Below are 18273 nucleotides of genomic sequence, written 5' to 3' on the forward strand. Positions count from 1 at the left end.
ATTCCATACTGCGGCCGCATATCATTCCATACTGCGGCCGCATATCATTCAGGACCGCCAGCAATATCGTACATCGAGCTACTGCCTTTGCCAAACCCTTACCCAGTCGCACTCGTACCAGCCGGGCCATGAGGTCGATTGATCCGGATCTTCTTCCCATCCGCCGATCGCGAGATTGAGAAGGATGTATTGATTGACTGCCTGTGAGCAATAGCCGCTGTCGAAGCGCGCGACTTCCGACCCGTCGAGGAACCACCTCATATGAGTGCTGTCCCACTCGACGGCGTAAACGTGAAAAGCCGCGGAAAAATCCGGCCCGTTGTGTTCGGTAAAATGGGAACCGTATTCCGGCTGACCCCAGTGGTAATTCGTATAAAACCGTGTCGACACCGACGACAAAAACTCCATGATGTCGATTTCAGGCGGCCATCCGTCACCGAGCGTCCAGAACGCGGGCCAGAATCCCTTTGTCTTCGGCATTTTCAGTCTGCCCTCGATATAGCCGCTCGAGATATGGAATTTGCCCGATGTCGTCACGCACCCGGTGGTAAAGTCGAGCGGAAGCCAGCCGAAATCGTCGCGCCGGATCCCTTCGGGCGCATCCGGGTGCCGTGAGTTTTCAGCCTTGAGACGCAGGAGGCCGTTTTCAACGATCACGTTTGCCGGGTCGGTGTATCCCCGATGGTTATGGGTATGGCCCCACGGATAATCCGTACTCCACTTTGCCGTATCGAGGCTGTTGCCGTCAAATTCGTCCTGAAAAACAAGACGCCAGTCGCCTGAAAGCTCTGGCGGCTGCATATCCGATGGTATTGGTGTCGGTGCGGCCGTTGGAGAAGCGGTCCGGCTTTCACCCGGAAACGAAGAGATCAGTCCCACATAATATTGCGCGATAAGGAGGGCATCGACGATATTAAGCTGTCCGTCGGCATTGACATCCGCCGCGCCGGGGGTAAACCCTGCCGGATCAAGCCCCACATAATACTGCGCGGTAAGCAGGGCATCGACGATATTGATCGTATCGTCGGTATTGACATCGCCGAGTGTCTGTGAAAACAGTCCGTTTGCGGTAAAAAGACCGATGCCGCAAACAAGCGCCATGACAATCTTGTTTTTTTTCATCATTTTTCCTTTCATGATTTTTTATATGCTGCTCCGGACTGTGATTTTTCAATGCTTGCTTCTGTTATACCATAAATTTATTACATTTGTACAGAAAATATGCCATTGAGATGCTTCCGCAGTGTCCTTTTTTCATCAATCACCGCCGATCAAAAAAAGCTTGACAAATAGTCGATATGTGATACAATATTTCAAACTGGTTTAGCTGTCGGCCTTCGCAACCAGATTCCTTATATGTGTGTTTTCCTGAATAATCCTTCTGTTTAGTTTTATACGGCTGTCCGGTCATAGTATGACGGGCAGCCGTATTTTTTTTAATCCTACCGATACGCCGAAAGAATATCAAAAATCCCGGTGTCGCCGGTTGCTTCCGCTATATCGGATGCGGTCCTGCCTTCCTCATCTTCCGCCGTCACAACGGCACCGCGATCGATGAGAAGGAGAACCGATTCCCGGCTGCCCGAAGCCGCCGCATAATGAAGCGGCGTCCATCCGTACTTTTTATCCTTGACCATGATGTCCGCACCATGATCGATGAGGAGGGCTGCGGTCGCGACATGTCCGTGGTCGATTGCTGAAATTAACGGGGTGTCGCCCAGAATATTTGACGCATCTGCCAAAGCCCCGTTGGCAAGAAGGAGTTTGACGATGCTTATATAGCCCCCCGCTGCCGCCGCGTGCAGGGGAAGCGTCCCGTCTTTGGTCGCTGCGTTAATTGAAGCGCCTGCATCGATCAAAACGCGGGCGATCATTTCACGGCCGTGAACGGCCGCGTAGTAAAGAGGTGTCATACCGATTCTGTCGCGTGCGTCCACCGGAGCGCCCGAGGAAAGAAGGAGGGCGACGATTTTTTCATGGCCGCCTCTCACCGCGGCATGGAGGGGGGTTGCAGCCTGCGGGGTGAACCTGCCGCCGGGCTTTTCACCCCGCCCGATCAATCGTGCCGCTCCCGCATAATCGCCGCCTAAAGCCGTCTCGTACAACGTTACCGCGGACCGGGATGCGTGATCCGCCCCGTTTATTTCCCGCCCGCAACCGGAAGTTAAAAACGGCACTACCGGTATCAGACAATACATTAAAATCCGTTTTACCGTCGACATTGCGTGACCCGGACGCTGCTACGGGCAAAATCCATTCACAAGCCCGACATAATATTGGGCGATTAAAAGAGCGTCGACGATGTTGATGGTTCCGTCACAGTTCGTATCCGCACGTGATGTGTCGAAACCGGCCGGTTCGAGGCCCACGTAATATTGCGCCGTAAGTAGGGCATCGACAATATTGATGTTACTGTCGGCATTGACATCACCCAATGAAGCGGGGGTGGTCGGTACCGCTGTGGCCGGAACGGGCGTCGTCGAAGGCGGCTGGGTTGCACTTCCGTCAACCCTGATAAAACTCCACCGCTGGCTTTCCGCCCCGTCGCTGTAATAACTCCACTGGTGGAGGTTTGCGCCGTTTGTCACCGAACACGCCTGTACGTCGATAAGCTTGCCGCTGTTTCTGTTGATGATTTGATAATAATCGCCTTCACGTTCAAGCCGCCACTGCTGATTGTTCTGGTAACTCCCGCACGTGCCCTGCTGGATATTACCGCCGTCGGCTGTCGACCAGTCCTGAACCTGAACGCACATACCGCTTCCCCTGTTGACGATCTTATAATACCCGCTTTCTTCCGCCGCTTCCAGCATCCACTGCTGGTACTGCCCTCCCGTATCGTCCCACTGCTGGATATTGGCGCCTGCCGATGCCGATGAATCGGCGACCTCCATACATTTCCCCGAATGACCGGCCAGTACTTTGTACCATACACCGGTTACCGGCGTTTCACTCACGGGCGGCGGTTCGGGCGGAATAACGACCATGGCTTCACCGGTAACGGCCGCCGTATAGGAGTTGAGGGTAAGCCCCTCGCCATCGGCCCAGATTTCGAAACCGGCTTCCATTGCATCAAGGTACCAGGAGGTATCGATATAACCTCGTGAGGTAGAATCATTGATGAATGCCTTGAAATCGAGATTCGAGACACTCGAAGTCCCGCTCGTCCTGATATAGGCGATATAATTCCAGTCCCAGTCCGCATAATAGACGTCCCATGATGCACCGCCGATCGTTACCGTTCCGACCTGTGACCCGCCGGGACCGGCACCGCCCCCCCGGTTGATCCATATCATCAGTTCGGCTCCATTTGCGGGGTCTCCCCCGCCGGTCCGGCTGAACCATGCTTCGAAAGCGGCATTCCAGGTACCTCCCGCGCCCGAAGTGCCGATACTCATGCTGAAACGAGCCGAATCGATCTTTCCGACCTGAATCGGCATATTCCTGTTGATATCGGCCGTACAATGTCCCCAGTGGCACCCTTTGTAAATGACGGGATACGCCTTCACCTGGCTTCCGTTGGTATGTGTGGAATAAGTGATCTCAAAACCGGTCCCGTTCACCTCGATACACTGCTCCCCCGCGCCTTCTCCCCAGATATTATTCATGACCGTGTATTCCCCGTTGTTGATGTCCGTGGTATCATCCCCGCACAATTCGACTGCCTGAAGCATTACGGCGGTACAAAGCAATACCGTTATCATGAGAAGATAGGTGTTCATAGACGTTTTCATGACATGTCTCCTTTCGTTTTTTTACTACAAGCTTTCATACATACTGTATTTGATTTATTTCCCATGGTAGCAGTATAGTAGTCTTTTCAAATCCGTGTTCTTAATTTGAGAATGATTTATATCAATTTTATGAAAAAGAATCTCACTTTCAGGGGAGTATTCCCGGCATGACGTGTCCGATACACAACCCGGCCTCTATTTTTGCTTCAAATAGACAACATCACCCGAAACACGGACCGAACATCCCGTATCGATGCCGTTCAACTCGATCCGCTTCCCGTACATATCGAATAATTCCCACTTTCCGCTTTCAAGCGGCAGCACGACCTCGTGGTCACTTCCACCCGTCCAGAGTGTGTAGACGAGCTTCTTGGCTTCATTTTCGAACCGGAGAATATAATCTCCTTTCTTCGATTTTATTTTACCGCCGAATGTATACCCTGAAAGAAACCTGTTGCATACCGAGAGGGCGTCATATCCCTTCCTCGGCTGCAAAGTCGATGTGACAAGCCCGAAATCCGCCGTATCGCCCCGGTCATTGACGGAATCACGAAAACCTGCGCGGAAATTATACCAGATGCTCCTGGATGCCCCCTGGTAATAATTGATAAGCATCATCCTCACCGCGTACGAAGCCTGGAGTTCCTCTGTAAGCGTGTTTTCTCCTGAACCGATCAATGGATAGCCCCATTCACCCGCAACCAATGCAATTTCCCTGTTTTCAGGTTTATACGCATTAATGAGTTCCCGAAGCCTCCCGTAATCCTCGATCACTTTTTCAGGTGCGTTGTTCCGGTAAAGATGGACCGACACTCCGTCAATGAGTTCGAGCAGTCCTTCCCCGAAACATTCGGAAAGCCACGAAAGAGATAAACCGGAGACCGCAGGGGCGTAGACAATCGCATAAGGATCCGTCTTTTCGATCGCCGCTGAGGTCTTTTCGACAAGCAGCATATATTCATCGATTGACGGCTGCGGCGTCCATGAGGAAGCGGTATCCGGTTCGTTCCAGATCTCCCATATCGTATAATATTGATCGTATCGCGCGACAGCTGCAGCGGCGAACGCGGCAAACGCGTTTCTTCCTTTTTCACTGCGGACCGACATATCCGTTTCATATAATCTGTTCGAACCGTACAGGACAAAATAATTATTGAGACCCATTCCCTGCGCTTCGGCAACAAAACTGTCATAGCCGGTTCCCTCGAAATCATAGCCGGACCTGTCTTCAAAATTCTCGATCACGATCGCGGTACGCCGCGATGAACGCTCCAGTGTAATCTCATCGATAAAAAGCTGTCCTTCCGCTCTTCCCGGTTGAAGTGCAATCGCGATGCTTTTAAGATATACAGGATAATCGAGTTCTCCGTTGCCTTCCCCCCCCCATGATTCGGCTGACGATGAGAGAGTGACGGTCAGTGTTTTCCATCCCGAAAAAGAAAGGGGGCCCGCCGGGTACTGAAAAATCTCCCCCGCAGCATCCATGATCCGGACAAAAAGCATGTGACGTGAGTTATCTCCGTAGGCGGCAAAATGTATACGTTTCGTGTCATCCGGCAGCCGGTACATTCTCCCGATCTCTGCGTAACAAGGCTTTCCGTCCTGTTTTTCCGTATCGATCCGCCAGTCGAAAAGCAGCGAATAATCGCCGTTATATGCCCTCACCGTACTTCTCGTGAGAATGTTTATCCTGTTTCCGCACCCGCCGCCTTCGGGATAAAAGCCGGAAACGGTTTCAATCCCGCTCCACTTCATATCCGTCCGTATCCAGCGAAATCCGGCATCCTTGATCATCACAAGCTCGTCCCGGTCAATCGGGAACCCGATATTCACTCCGGTGGTTTCCTGAAACTGCGGATACCCGCCTGTGGGTTTGAACGGGATATCCTCATCTTCCATTGAAAGCGGTGACGGAAGTGTTTCACATCCGTATAATAAAACAACGAGGAAAAAAAGATGCGGAATTATTTTCATCATCTGCTCCCTGATCCTGCTGCCGTAACAAGACCGCATTGATACTATTACCGAAATCATCGCAATAATCAACAGCAAAATGTCCTTTCGTACGGTGAAACAGACATAATCCTGAAAGATCGTGATATCGCATGATCAGCTTACGGGAAAAGCATCATAGCACCGGTGATTGAAAAATTGAGGAGTGTCCCCGATATCAGCGCGGTAGCCGTCATAATGCCAGCCGCCTTGAGCATTCCGGTCGGACCCAGTTCTCTCACGAGGACGGTGAAGGTCGCGATGCAGGGGAAATATACCGTCAGGACAACGCTTGCCGTGATCAACTGTTTGAACGATAGATTGAGGGGCACGAGCATACCAACGGCGACGTCCTTTCGTAAAAAACCGATGATAAGCGCACCGACCGTTTCTTCAGGCAGGCCGAAAAGGTGTTTAACGACCGGTGCCGTAATTTTTCCGATAACACCGATGATTCCCAGCGAATAGAGCATATTGACCAGCAGCACACCGAGAAGAACAAAGGGGAGCGCTTCCCTGATAAAACTCCACAACCGCATCCAGAGTTTTTTGAAGATAACAAGGGGGTAGGGAATACGATACGGCGGCATTTCCGAAAACATTTCCGGGCATTCGCCTTTCATTCCCCGTCGCAAAATAATCCCCACCACGATCCAGATCAGGAACAGTGAACCGAAGACAAGAAAAAGGCCGCCCGCACCGTATTTCCCCACAAGCCCGAATATCATCGCTATTTGTGCCCAGCACGGTACCGCGATTGCCATAAGGGTGGCACTGATGAATCGTTCCTTTTTGCTTTCAAGCGTTCTGCACGCAAGCGCGCCGGAAACATTACACCCCAATCCCAGCAGCATCGGAATGAAACTCATACCATGAAGTCCGACGACATGCATCATCCTGTCAAGAAGTACCCCGAGCCGCGGCAGGTAACCGATGTCTTCAAGAATGCCGAGAACAAGGTAAAAGGCGACAATATAGGGCAGTACCGCGGCGATCGGAACATAGAGACCCGTCGTGAGAATCCCGAACGATTCAAGAAACGCAATCTCTCCCCCGACCATGTGTCCGATCAAAAGATCATGAACAATGCCCGAACCGGAAAGAAAAGCGGATAATCGCATCAGAAGAGGTTTCAACACACCCTCGAAAAAAGGATTCATGACAAGGTTGATAATCCCCTCACCGATTATCCTGATAATCGAAAAAGAGCAAAAAAGAACGAGTGCGGCGATCGGAATACCGGTCAATGGTTTGATGGAGGCTTCGGTAATGATATCGAGCAGGGTATGATGACGGTGGGAAAGTGTCTGAACCTTTCCCACCACACCGCCGATCGCGTTCCAGTGATCATTTTCATTAAAACTGATCGCCGACGCCTTCGCGCGGGATATCCCCTCGACAAGCCGGCTTATCCCCTCTCCGGTAACGGCAGTGACCGGAACAACCGGAATATCGAGAAGCTTTTCCAGTCCGGCAGCATCGATGGTAATCCCCTTGTGTTTCGTCTCATCCCAGAAATTGAGCACAAGCACCATCGGGATATTTCTTTTTATAAGCTGAAAGGTGAGATTGAGATTTCTTTCAAGATTCGTCGAATCAAGGACATTCAGAATAATATCCCCGTCTTTCACCATTTCAACCGCGACCTCTTCCGCCTTCGAGGTCGGATCGAGTGAATATGTTCCGGGTACATCGATCAGTTCATACCGCTCACCCGAAATTTTCATATACCCTTTTGTATATTCAACGGTCGAGCCGGGATAATTCGATGCAATGACGTTCACACCGGTAAGCCGAGCAAATAACGCGCTTTTTCCGACATTCGGATTTCCCATGAGAAGTATTTTTTGCATCATTGAACTCATTTCTCTAAAACCGGGTCGACAAGCATTTTGCGGGCCATTCCAAAACCGATTGCCAGCTGCGTTCTTCCCACCTCGATAACAACCGGACCATGAAAAAACGGGTTACTCTTTTTTATAATCAACACACCCGGCCTGATGCCCATCGAAGCCAGTTTGTTGATGATCCCATGTCCCCCGCCGTTTATTCCGACAAATATACCTTTTTCACCTTGTTTCAAGGCCGCCAATTCCATGTTCATCTCCTTCCTGTGACTTTTTCTGCATGTTTTCGGCACATTCACTGCAATAGCCCCGAATAGAAAGTTTATGTTCGATGGCGTCGAACCTGTATCGCCTGCACACGGCCTGCTGAAGTTCCTCTATCAGTTCGTCCTTGAATTCGATAATCTTGCCGCAACAGACACAAACAAGATGATCATGATGCTCATGCCCGAACGCGCATTCATAGGTCGCCCTCCCCTCCGAACGAATTGACTCCTTGAGAAAGCCGATTTCCTCGAAAAGGGGAATTGCCCGGTAAACGGTCGCCTTCGACAATGACTCGTCATGCCGTCGGACCCAATCATACAGGTCATCGACATCAAAATGGCCGTCGATCGAAAGGATCGCCTGCAGTACTATTTTCCTTTCGGGCGTATACCTCAATCCCCGTTTCCTGAGATACTCTTTTAGAATGATCTCCTGTCTACTCATCTTCTTATTGCAATTGATTCTCAATATCAATATAATACCGGTTTTTCAAAAATGTCAAGCTTTTTTTAAAAATAAATGCGTGAGATATTTTTTTATCGCTATACAAGCCTTATTCTCTTCCACGTCCCTCCCCTGAACCGTACGACCAGAAGACAACCCAGTGAAATAACAAAAAAGATAAAGAAAATCCAAATAACGACGGGTTGAAAACTGAACACCTTGATCATAAAAAACGAGATTACGGCCATTATCCAATGTGCCGTTACCGTCGCCCGCATAATCCAGTGCGTATCACCCGCTCCCTTGAGTGCACCGCTGGTAACAAGCTGTGTCGCGTCTGCGAGGGTATAAAATGCGGCAAGACGGAGCATCACTTCGGCAAGGGACACCACATTCCCCTGAAACGCCGATGCCGCTTCCGGCAAAAAGACACGGACAAGAAAGGGGGCCCCAAAGACAAACAGAAGCATCATGCTTCCCGCATACACCCAGGCAACCCTCAATGCCAGCCATGTTGCCTTTTCCGCTCCCTTGATATCTCCGGCGCCCATGTGCCGGCCGACCACACTTGTCGTGGCCATATTGAGTCCAACCATCGGAATAAAAGCAACCATGTCATAATTGAAGGTAATGGTCACGGCGGCAGCGACATCCTCACTCACCGAATGAAACAATTGAAGAAAGAGATTGAATGCAAAAACATTGAGAAACCCTTCGATCCCTGACGGAAAACCATAGTATAGCAGCTTTTTGAGAAGCGGAATATCGGGTTTCCAGTTCCGGCTTGTCTTGAAGCAATGCCGGTAATGCCTACTCAAGTAGACGACGATAAGTATTCCCGCGGAGACGATGTTTCCCCCGATCGTCCCGATCGCCGCGCCGATTATTTCAAGTCTCGGAAAAAACAACTTCCCGAAGATGAGGAGGTAATTCAACGGAATATTGACGCACATCCCGATGATACTGGCGGTCATGACGATCCGGGTTTTACCGATACCGATAAAAAATCCCGCCAGCGAGTTACGCAGGAGACTGAAGAGTGACCCGAAAATGAGAACGGAAAAATAGGAATATTCGAGTAATACCTGGCTATCGGTATGACCGACCACGATAAAGAGATGTTTCACAAGCGGTGAGGCGAATATGAGAACCGGATAACCGGCAAAGGAAAGGTATACGGCCTGGGCAAGCGCACTGGAACATCTCGTTCTCAAATTCGCTCCATAGTACTGTGCGACAATTGCGTTCACATACCCCGTTATGCCCAGAAACAGTGATATAATGACAAAAGAAGTAAGCCCCCCGCTCATCGCGGGCGCTATATATTCCGTACCGAGTCTGGAAAGAAACAACCTGTCGACAAAAAGCATGACCGTGTCGGTTCCCTGTGATATAATCATTGGAAATGAGATCGAGAGGAGAAAGGCGAGGTCGCTTTTCGTTTTCAGGGCCGTTGCTTTGTTTTCCATCATAACGGATATTTCATTTTAAAAAATAATATTTATACGCTCGGAAATCCGGACGCACGGAAAAAGTCTGGTCTTTCATGCCTGCTACTGATCACGTCCGGTCTTACGTGCCGGACAGGGTAAAGGCGATAATTTCACCGGCGACGGCTTTTACCACGGCATCGGGGACGCCGTCTTCATGTTTCGATTTCGGCCGCATATCGCATGAGGGGTTCACATAATCGATGATGACAAATTGGTTGTTTTTATTTTTAGTGATTTCTGTTGAAAAAAATTGCAGATCGCAGATCCGCGCAATTTTCTCGACGATTGTAAACAACTCGTGTAATTGATAGGTTTCGATTTCTTCGGGCAGGAGTTCTTCGTAGATGTGGGATGTGTCATTCCACCAGACACAATGTATGGCTCCGCAGCAATAGAACCCCCTGAACCAGAATCGTTTTCCATCGGCTTCATAGGGAATAATTTTTTCCTGCAGCAGGTATTTATCGGATTTGAACTCCTGACGTGCCATTAAAATATCGTATAAACGTTCGGCACCGTCGACGATACCGATACCACCCCCGGTAATCACCGCCGGTTTGATGATGAACGGATGGCCCAACCGATAGAGATCCTCGAGGGAGAGATAACATTTTTCCTTTGAATCATATGGCGGAAGAATGATCGTAAAGGGGGTGATCAGGTGATGGGATATAAACTCGAGATGCATCGTCGCCTTGTCCAGCGCCCATTCGATCTTGTGGACCGGGTCCAGCACGCGGATATGTTTCCCCGCGGCGAGGTGCTGCAGTCCGATAAACGATGGGGTTGTATCCGATGCACGATCGATATAAAAATCAAAGGAAACCTTATCCTGTTGAAGCAGGGTGTAGACATCGTCGAGATTTTTCGGATGGATATAATAGGCCGAAAGCCCGCGGTCTGCGGCGGCGGCCTCGATCATATGAAAGAAATCCAGATCATACTCCCAGTCGGAAGCCATTGCGATGTGATAATGATTCGGGTTGCCGTTTTTCATGACACCGTTACCATTTTACAAGACCTTGACAAAAATGACCTTGGAGTCGCCATCCCGGTAAAAATCCTTTAAAACGGCATCCTCTTTGTATCCCTTGTTTCGATAAAAGCACCGTGTCGGTTCGTAAGGGGCGGTCGAAGATGTTTCTATGTATATTCGTTCCCCGCCCATACCACGAATCTTCGCTTCCGTTTCACGTATCAGAATCGTCCCGATTTTCCTGCCTTGAAGCGCTTTATCAACGACAATCCAGTAAAGGTCGTAACGATTTTTGGTAAAGGGAACGGGACCGTATATAGTGAAACCATTCACCCTTCCTGAAATTTCGGAAAAGAGAAAATGATAACCGCTCGCATGTCCTTTCACCAGCCATTCATCCAGCAATTCGACCGCGATCGCAACCTCATCCTCCCGGAAAACACCTGATCCGCGTGCCAGACTCCGGATCGTCTCCCTGTCCATTTCTATCGGGGTATCCCGCAGTACTATCTCCGGCCCTATATCCGTTTGATTATTTTTTGAATTACCGCAAGACCGCATACGCTATCGTCCTTTCGACAAACTTGTTTATCGTCAACCCCGACCTGTGCAAGGCGGCAACGAATCCGCTGTCCTGTGTCAGGCAGGGGTTCGCATTTATTTCCAACACCCACGGACGGTTGTTTTCATCGATCCGGAAATCGATCCTCGCATACCCGCGTAAGGAAAACAGACGCCAGCATCGACGGCATATCGCTTTTACATCGGCGATCATCGACTCATCATCTGAGCTAAACTCGAAGGAACGCCGGGTGTTTTGATATTCGTAGGAGGTTTCCTCCCATTTCGAACAATACCCGACAATCTTCGGTTTACCCTCGGGATAGCCGGTAAAGAGAATTTCAGCGGGCTCGAGTATCCTGGGAGCCGATGAATCCTGGATGATGGAGATATTAATTTCCCTGCCGTCCATGTAGGCTTCGATAAACCATGGATAAAAAGCGGGATTGAAATCTAATGAAGCGAGTCTCTTTTGAAGGTCCTCTTTCGAGAAAAAGACCGAATGATCGTCGAGGCCTATCGAAGCATGTTCCCATACCGATTTGATAATATAGGGCGGATCGAAAAGCGCGTCAATGTCAATGTCCTTCGTAAGCGGGACCCATGACGGTGTCGGAATATCATGCACCGACATGATGTCTTTCGCTATGAGTTTGTTCGATGTCAGCATGATCGCTTCCGACCCGCATCCGGTATAGGGGATTCCCAGTTCGTCGAGAATCGAGGGGATAAAAACAATATAGTGGCCTTTGTTTCCGATTGATTCTACCAGATTAAAGGCGACAAACGGTTCGCATTCACGAAGCGCTTCGACGACACGGTCGAGACAAAGGGTGACCGGAATACGCGTCACACGATAACCGAGTTCTTCGAGGATTGCGGATATCGATGCTGTCTGAAGGAGGACGTCTTTTTCATCTGCACGGGCGTCGGGCTCGACGTCACCGTACAAAACAGCGACATGATTGTTCACCTGAGTTCACCATTCCCGGTGAATCACATGGTAGCCGTTTTTCAAACCTCTGTCAATCATGAAAAAAGAAAACCGGCATCCACGGGCGAATGCCGGTTTTCCGGTATCTGCTAGTTACAGGAATAGCTGTTACAGATAAACTCCAGGTTACCCGGTGAAGAGGTAATCTCGAAACCAAACTGGACCCTGTTGACGATCACATCGCCGAACCACCCCTGATCCCTTATCCATTCCAGAAGCGCCTTGATATTGACGGTGCCCGAGGTGGTGTTTGCCGTTCTGACGAATGAAATAACCGTAAAACCGATATTTCCCTTGTAGATGTTCCATGTATGTCCCCCGACACTTTTATTTGTCGCCTCCGGTATCGGTGTTCCGTCATCGTCCCAGCCGCCGGCAATCGGTCCGACGGCGCCCGTCTTGTTCATCCATATCATGATTTCAAACTGATCTCCGCCGGCCCAGACATCGTATGTCGTGGCGTACGCCCCGCTTCCCGGTACGGTCACGTTAAAACTGCTCGAGAGGCTTCCTATCGCGCTCAGGCTTTTTTCGATATTCTTTGACACATTCGGATACGACTTGACGCCGCTCGTTGAGGGATGATCCGCTTCGACACCCCAGTTGCTGTAGGATTCCGCCCAGATACATTGCGTTCCGGCACCGTCGCCCCAGATGTTGTTGTAGATGGTGTACCCCCCGTTTTCCCAGTCGTCCCACTCGCCGCAGGCGACCCACGGGCCTTCACCCATTCTGCACTCGTCGTTGCACGTCCCGATCAGGACCCAGGTATCGTATTCACTCGTCGAATATTCTTCCGGATTCTGATCGTATGAAAAATAGCTGTTCCTGTACAGATTGCAGTTATACTGGACGAGGGTCCCGGATTCGTCATAGACGACGTTCGAGTTCCAGACCGGATACCCCGCGCAGCTTACTCCTGAACCGGACGGCGTGGATCCTGGGTCCGGTGTGGGAGCGGCGGTGACTGTTTCCGTCGGCGTGGGTGCCGGGGTATCGGTTGCGAATGCCGTCGGTTCAGGGGTTGTGTCGCAGGATAATGAATCGATGAGTCCGACATAGTATTGCGCGATCAACAAGGCGTCCACGATATCGACGGCCCCGCTGCAATTTGTGTCCGCCCTGTCGCGTTCGAAAGGCGAGGGATTCAATCCCACATAATACTGTGCCACAAGGAGGGCATCGACGATATTGATCGTGTTATCGCCGTTAACATCGCCCGGCGTTTGTGCCGAGAGCCCGGTCGCGAAAAAAAGTAAAAGCGCGCAGACGATTCCCGGACATTTATTGGTAAACGTGTTGTTCCTCATACGATACTCCTTTTTTCTCTTTGAACATACCTTAACAATACAAATCATAGGTCATCTTCAGTATATCACATATCCCTTTGAAACCTATCAGTGAATTTCATTATTTTTGTATAGGAAATTTCTCTGTATGATTTGTCGACAAAAATAATGCGGAATGCCGTTTTTCCTGTTCACGACCTCAAATTTATTCTTTCTGTCATTGAATTAACAAGAAATATGTATTATTTTCTCATCAGATATTAATCATTGTGAGGTCTGTCGTGAAAAAAGCCGTCATTTTACTCGTCCTGATACTGGCTTATCCCCTCTGTGCCGAGAATAAGCCGATTGTCACGGTCATGGATTTCACCACGTCCGGTGTTTCCAAAAGCGAGATGAGATCGATCATCTCCTTTCTTTCGTCCGCCCTGTTCAAGACGGATAAATTCATCCTCATCGATATCCAGGAACGTGATTCACTGCTGCGTGAAATGGAGTTCTCCATAAGCGGTTGTTCGGATGAAACATGCCTTCTTGAAATCGGAAAACTCCTTTCCGCCGAATACATCGTGACGGGGAATATCGGAAAGGTGGGCTCCAGGTACCTTGTCACCATCAAGCTGCTTCAAACGGAAACGGGCAGGACAATGAATACCGTCGAAGGGGTGTATGCTGGCATCGACGAGATCGTCGACGACCTCTACAAACTCGCCGAACGCCTTTCCGGCGGGGAGACAAAAGCGATCGCTTCGGAAACGAAGGAGGATGAAAAAACAAAACCGGATAAAACAGTAAAATCGGACGAAAAAAAGAAGACGAACCCGGACATTGTTCCGGACGGCGATGCTTTCAGGAAAGATACGGAATCGCGCTCGCCCGCCATGGCCGTCGGCTGCGGGGCAGGTGTCACGATCCCGTTCGGAGACCTCAACACCGCCCTGGGCATTACCGTTACTCCCCTCGCCTACCTCGATTTCCTCTCCGAACTGGGATGGGCCACCTTCGGATACGGGCTGCTCTTCGGTTTCCAGTACCACCATACGACAGACGATTATCCCGATCCGTTTTATGAGTATGGACTGACATCACTGCCCGTCGCCTTCCATATCCGGCTGAGTTTTGATATCGCCGCGCCCTTCTTTCTCGCCTGCGACGTTTCAGCGGGGTTTACGGTCAATGATATACAATACGAATCCGGCGAAGTGGATGATCTTGTGACGACGAAACTATTCGCGAGTCCCGGCGTCAGTGCCGGGGTGGCGATAGGAAACGATTTCTTTCTTTATCTCTACAATAATATTATCGCTATCGCCTTTGACAACTCCGCTTATTTCGCATATTCTGCGGGTCTCGCAGTCCAGCTGAACTATTAACGAAGGAGAGACGCATGGTCAAATATATTCTTTTTTTGGCGATCGTTTTTGTAATATTGACAGGATGTCCCTATTTCGATCCCATGCACGGCATCAAAATTCTTTCCTACGGCGGAAGCTATACCCTGCCGTCTTCCGGAAGCGTCTCGAGGATCCTCTGTGAAAAAGGGCATTGGAGCTACAACAATGCCGCAGCACGGGGGGATAATGTCTATGTGGTGTATTACGATGAAATAAAAGACGGCCTCATCCTCACCAGATCGAAGGACCGGGGGGTGAATTGGAGCGCCGCGGTACTCGATTCCTCTTCAAGGGCGGCAACTCTCATCAATATGTCCGAAGTCGAGGGTGTGTTGTATATCGCCTTCAACAGCGGCGACCGTCTCGTCGCCATGGTCTCCTATGACGGGGGGGATTCCGTCCGGAGGTGCGATATCGGTGCTTACCTTACGAGCGGCGACGGGTATCCGGGGATTACCGGTTACGGCGACAATGTCTACATAAGCTACTGTAACGCGCACAATGACACGGAGGACATCTGTGACATCATGTGCGCATGGTCGGAGGACAGGGGGCTTACCTTCACAACGGTTGCCGCCGCGGCGGACATTCCCGGCTTCTCTTCACCCTCCTCGATCGCCTACAGTACGTTAAACGATGACGTTCATATCGTCTTCAGGGGAACAGATGATTATATACACCACACGTATTCCGCGGATCTCGAAACGTGGGAAGCGCCGTCTCAGATATCGACGACTCCAATTCAATCGTGCAAGGCGATCATCGATGACGGCGGCGTTATCCATGTCGCTGTTGCGGGAGGCGGGGGTGCGTTGTATTTTTATTCCGGTAATAATGGCGGTACATGGACCGGACCTGCTAATATTAATGGGGATGCTGTATATTCGACGGATATTTCCATGACGCTGGAAGAAGGCGGCCTGCATGCAGCCTATTACCTTGCAGGCGCTAAAGAATTCAGATACTCGAAAAGGCCCGTTTCTACATGGAACGCGGTTACCGTGGATTTGGAGTCCTCGGCCGGCTCCGGCACCGGGAGGCTTTGTTCGGTCGCGGCGTCAGGCAGCCTCGTCGTCGTCACCTATGTCGATGACGGCGATAATCCGGACGACGACGACGACAACAGGCTGAGGCTCGCCGTTTCGACGAACGGCGGCGAGACCTTCGACTGACACGTCTTTCTCCTAAAAATAATAGACCGCCTTTATTTCCGCCATATGGGAAGCCGGGCTGAGTGAGGCTTCGTTGATTCTGTTCCCGTCAAAATCGAAAAGCCCCGTGTAGCCCGCCGTCACCGTGAGGTTTCCCGTCACCGACACCGAAAACGCGGGAAGCACGTTCAGCATCAGGCCGTCAGGTGAAAAGATGACCGTGAGCTCCGCGTCCGAGTCGATGTCATAAAGGGGGTACTCGAGGCGGCAGAGGATGTAATGCCTGTTGATATAGCCGGGGACGATCATCCCGATCTGGGTTGCCGACGGCGCCCCGGCCGCTCCTACCGCCGCCTCAACAATCTCCTCGTAATCGGTCTTTTCCTTTTCACTCATTCCCTCGCCATTGTAGAAGTATTCCAGAACGAGTGCCGTCTCGCCGGGAAAGACATATTCGATACCGGCAAGACCGGAAAAGACCGCTTCAGTCTTTACGGCCGGCTCCGCGGACGGCAGGTCATAGTAACGTTTCCTGCTTCCGAACCTGAGCGCCGCCTCTCCGTAAACGCCGATATCGAAGACGTTCGCCTTGATGCCGCAGCCCAGGGCGGAAGGTACCCCGTCCTCCCCCTCATGCCCGTCGTACTCGTACAAGCCGTTCAGCACCATCTCGACATCCGGGAAACGGAGGGTGTTTTCACTCACTATCGCCGCATCCCGGAAATCGATGCCGCCCGGTGTATCGCCGCTTATGATGCAGCTTATTGACGTCGAGGCGGTGTTGTCTGCCGTGAGCGTGGCCTTTATACCGTCCACTCCCATAAGTTCCGCTTCCGGTGAGTACGGATTTTTGATCGGATTGGCAAAATCGATGGGATTCCACCCGTACCCGTACCCCGTATACATCTGCTGCCTTCCCGCGCACAGCCTGACGGCATCCCCCGCGTAAAAAGCGACATTCGCGCGAATCACTTCGACCGTCCCGAACGACGCACCCAGAAACGGGAGTGTTTCGGAAACGGCGGCGGTCTGTGCAGGATCTCCTGCCGCGGCCGCGAAAAGGGCTTCGGCGATGCGGTAGGTATCGAAGGCGCACCAGAGGGAAAAGGTCGAAAGCGATGCCTCGTCGCTTCCGTCGAGCTTCGCCGTTATCGTATGGGAAAGGGAAAGGTCTTTCACCCCCGCATAATTACCGGGATTGATCAGGGTGTCGAATCGTTCGTCGTTGTAGGGAAATGCCAGGTACGAAGTCAGCGACAGGGTAAGATCGCCCGAAAATCCGACATCGGCATATATGAATGAGACCGATATAACGGCCAGAAATATCGTTGCGGCAGTTCGTTTCATATCGGTGTTCCTCCTCCCGTTATTTTATCTGCCCGAGATAGGTTTGTGTAAACAGCCTTTCGGTGACCAGGGGGCTGTCGAAGGTGATCGACACGATACGGTATTCGGTATAGGACGGACTCGTGTGGCTGTGCATGGTAATAAGGTACGGATACGAACGGTCACCCTCTTTTCGCCAGTCCGAAAGGGTGAGGGTTTTTATATGGCCTGAGTTTTCGAAATATTCTATTTTCACATACCGGTAATCATCCTTCGTTATGTAGCATACCAGTTTCTCGTAGGGGGTTTCTTTGCCCGTTATGGCTGAAAACTGCACTTTATAACAGACCGCTCCGTCGACTGAGGTATTGTCATCGAGTAATGAGGGGGAATACTTTTCGGAAAGTCCCTGAGAGGTATCATTCATATCATTGTAGGAGAAATCCGAGCCCCCGGCCGAGTTCTTCTTGGCGGAGGAACTCAATTTTCTGATCCTTCCCGTGTTTCCGAACCTGACCCATATGTCGTCCCCGATCATCAGGTATGCGGTTCCTTTCATTTTCGCCGGTGACCGGTAAACGGTCAACGACATCGAGCCGTCTTCGCCGTTCATTTCGTATCCTTCCACGTTCATAGCGGGCCGTGCTTTTCCCGAACGGTAAATGATCATCTCGCTCACCGAATGAACCCTCTCCGTCCGGAGCAGCGCGTCCGCCCGGCGGACGATTCCTTCGATATCCGTATCGGCGAACAGCGCCGTCTGCGCCGCGAGGATCACGGCCAGTATCGATATAGACGTCTTCAT

At 50.9% G+C, this 18273-nt stretch carries 16 protein-coding genes; 2 read left to right on the forward strand and 14 right to left on the reverse strand.

Going from position 1 to position 18273, the window contains the following annotated elements:
* Positions 1-78: 78 nt before the first annotated feature.
* The 12 genes from JW881_21215 to JW881_21270 form a co-directional block, all read right to left on the reverse strand.
* Positions 79-1122, reverse strand: a complete 1044-nt coding sequence (locus JW881_21215; protein ID MBN1700044.1) for a family 16 glycosylhydrolase — start codon at positions 1120-1122, stop codon at positions 79-81.
* A 320-nt stretch (positions 1123-1442) separates the two neighbouring features.
* Positions 1443-2198 carry an ankyrin repeat domain-containing protein gene (locus JW881_21220; protein MBN1700045.1) on the reverse strand — a complete coding sequence of 252 codons (756 nt, stop codon included), beginning with the start codon at positions 2196-2198 and terminating at the stop codon, positions 1443-1445.
* Positions 2199-2240: 42 nt separating this feature from the next.
* The gene (locus JW881_21225; protein MBN1700046.1) at positions 2241-3734 is read right to left on the reverse strand and encodes an RICIN domain-containing protein; all 1494 of its coding nucleotides are present in this window, start codon (positions 3732-3734) and stop codon (positions 2241-2243) included.
* Positions 3735-3929: 195 nt separating this feature from the next.
* Complete coding sequence (locus JW881_21230) at positions 3930-5711, reverse strand: cellulase family glycosylhydrolase (protein ID MBN1700047.1); 1782 nt, start codon at positions 5709-5711, stop codon at positions 3930-3932.
* 137 nt (positions 5712-5848) lie between these two features.
* Positions 5849-7582: a ferrous iron transporter B gene (locus JW881_21235; GenBank protein ID MBN1700048.1), complete on the reverse strand. Its 1734-nt coding sequence runs from the start codon at positions 7580-7582 to the stop codon at positions 5849-5851.
* A 5-nt stretch (positions 7583-7587) separates the two neighbouring features.
* Entirely contained in the window at positions 7588-7824 is a 237-nt protein-coding gene (locus JW881_21240; protein ID MBN1700049.1) for a ferrous iron transport protein A, read from the reverse strand.
* Positions 7796-8284: a transcriptional repressor gene (locus JW881_21245; protein ID MBN1700050.1), complete on the reverse strand. Its 489-nt coding sequence runs from the start codon at positions 8282-8284 to the stop codon at positions 7796-7798. The genes JW881_21240 and JW881_21245 overlap by 29 nt, the downstream gene beginning before the upstream one ends.
* 98 nt (positions 8285-8382) lie before the next feature.
* Positions 8383-9756, reverse strand: coding sequence for an MATE family efflux transporter (locus JW881_21250; GenBank protein ID MBN1700051.1), 1374 nt, complete (start codon positions 9754-9756; stop codon positions 8383-8385).
* 100 nt (positions 9757-9856) lie between these two features.
* A complete protein-coding gene (locus JW881_21255; protein MBN1700052.1) occupies positions 9857-10774 on the reverse strand; it encodes a hypothetical protein in 918 nt (305 codons plus the stop codon).
* A 15-nt stretch (positions 10775-10789) separates the two neighbouring features.
* Positions 10790-11314, reverse strand: coding sequence for a GNAT family N-acetyltransferase (locus JW881_21260; GenBank protein ID MBN1700053.1), 525 nt, complete (start codon positions 11312-11314; stop codon positions 10790-10792).
* Positions 11298-12287: a hypothetical protein gene (locus JW881_21265; protein ID MBN1700054.1), complete on the reverse strand. Its 990-nt coding sequence runs from the start codon at positions 12285-12287 to the stop codon at positions 11298-11300. Before JW881_21265 ends, JW881_21260 begins: the two co-directional genes overlap by 17 nt.
* A gap of 110 nt (positions 12288-12397) precedes the next feature.
* Positions 12398-13618, reverse strand: a complete 1221-nt coding sequence (locus JW881_21270; GenBank protein MBN1700055.1) for a hypothetical protein — start codon at positions 13616-13618, stop codon at positions 12398-12400.
* Between the two features lie 260 nt (positions 13619-13878).
* On the opposite strand from JW881_21270, the gene JW881_21275 reads away from it, so the two are divergent.
* On the forward strand, positions 13879-14970 hold the full coding sequence (locus JW881_21275; protein ID MBN1700056.1) for a hypothetical protein: 1092 nt from the start codon (positions 13879-13881) through the stop codon (positions 14968-14970).
* A gap of 14 nt (positions 14971-14984) precedes the next feature.
* On the forward strand, positions 14985-16163 hold the full coding sequence (locus tag JW881_21280; protein ID MBN1700057.1) for an exo-alpha-sialidase: 1179 nt from the start codon (positions 14985-14987) through the stop codon (positions 16161-16163).
* 12 nt (positions 16164-16175) lie between these two features.
* Here JW881_21280 and JW881_21285 read toward each other — a convergent pair whose 3' ends face one another.
* Entirely contained in the window at positions 16176-17489 is a 1314-nt protein-coding gene (locus tag JW881_21285; GenBank protein ID MBN1700058.1) for a hypothetical protein, read from the reverse strand.
* Positions 17490-17508: 19 nt separating this feature from the next.
* Positions 17509-18273: an outer membrane lipoprotein-sorting protein gene (locus JW881_21290; protein MBN1700059.1), complete on the reverse strand. Its 765-nt coding sequence runs from the start codon at positions 18271-18273 to the stop codon at positions 17509-17511.

The organism is Spirochaetales bacterium, from assembly GCA_016930085.1.
Lineage (GTDB): Bacteria > Spirochaetota > Spirochaetia > SZUA-6 > JAFGRV01 > JAFGHO01.

Coding starts and splice junctions, on each gene's coding strand:
- JW881_21215 (MBN1700044.1), bottom strand. CDS start 1,122: ATGAAAAAAAACAAGATTGTCATGGCGCTTGTTTGCGGCATCGGTCTT.
- JW881_21220 (MBN1700045.1), bottom strand. CDS start 2,198: ATGTATTGTCTGATACCGGTAGTGCCGTTTTTAACTTCCGGTTGCGGG.
- JW881_21225 (MBN1700046.1), bottom strand. CDS start 3,734: ATGAAAACGTCTATGAACACCTATCTTCTCATGATAACGGTATTGCTT.
- JW881_21230 (MBN1700047.1), bottom strand. CDS start 5,711: ATGATGAAAATAATTCCGCATCTTTTTTTCCTCGTTGTTTTATTATAC.
- JW881_21235 (MBN1700048.1), bottom strand. CDS start 7,582: ATGATGCAAAAAATACTTCTCATGGGAAATCCGAATGTCGGAAAAAGC.
- JW881_21240 (MBN1700049.1), bottom strand. CDS start 7,824: ATGGAATTGGCGGCCTTGAAACAAGGTGAAAAAGGTATATTTGTCGGA.
- JW881_21245 (MBN1700050.1), bottom strand. CDS start 8,284: ATGAGTAGACAGGAGATCATTCTAAAAGAGTATCTCAGGAAACGGGGA.
- JW881_21250 (MBN1700051.1), bottom strand. CDS start 9,756: ATGATGGAAAACAAAGCAACGGCCCTGAAAACGAAAAGCGACCTCGCC.
- JW881_21255 (MBN1700052.1), bottom strand. CDS start 10,774: ATGAAAAACGGCAACCCGAATCATTATCACATCGCAATGGCTTCCGAC.
- JW881_21260 (MBN1700053.1), bottom strand. CDS start 11,314: ATGCGGTCTTGCGGTAATTCAAAAAATAATCAAACGGATATAGGGCCG.
- JW881_21270 (MBN1700055.1), bottom strand. CDS start 13,618: ATGAGGAACAACACGTTTACCAATAAATGTCCGGGAATCGTCTGCGCG.
- JW881_21280 (MBN1700057.1), top strand. CDS start 14,985: ATGGTCAAATATATTCTTTTTTTGGCGATCGTTTTTGTAATATTGACA.
- JW881_21285 (MBN1700058.1), bottom strand. CDS start 17,489: ATGAAACGAACTGCCGCAACGATATTTCTGGCCGTTATATCGGTCTCA.
- JW881_21290 (MBN1700059.1), bottom strand. CDS start 18,273: ATGAAGACGTCTATATCGATACTGGCCGTGATCCTCGCGGCGCAGACG.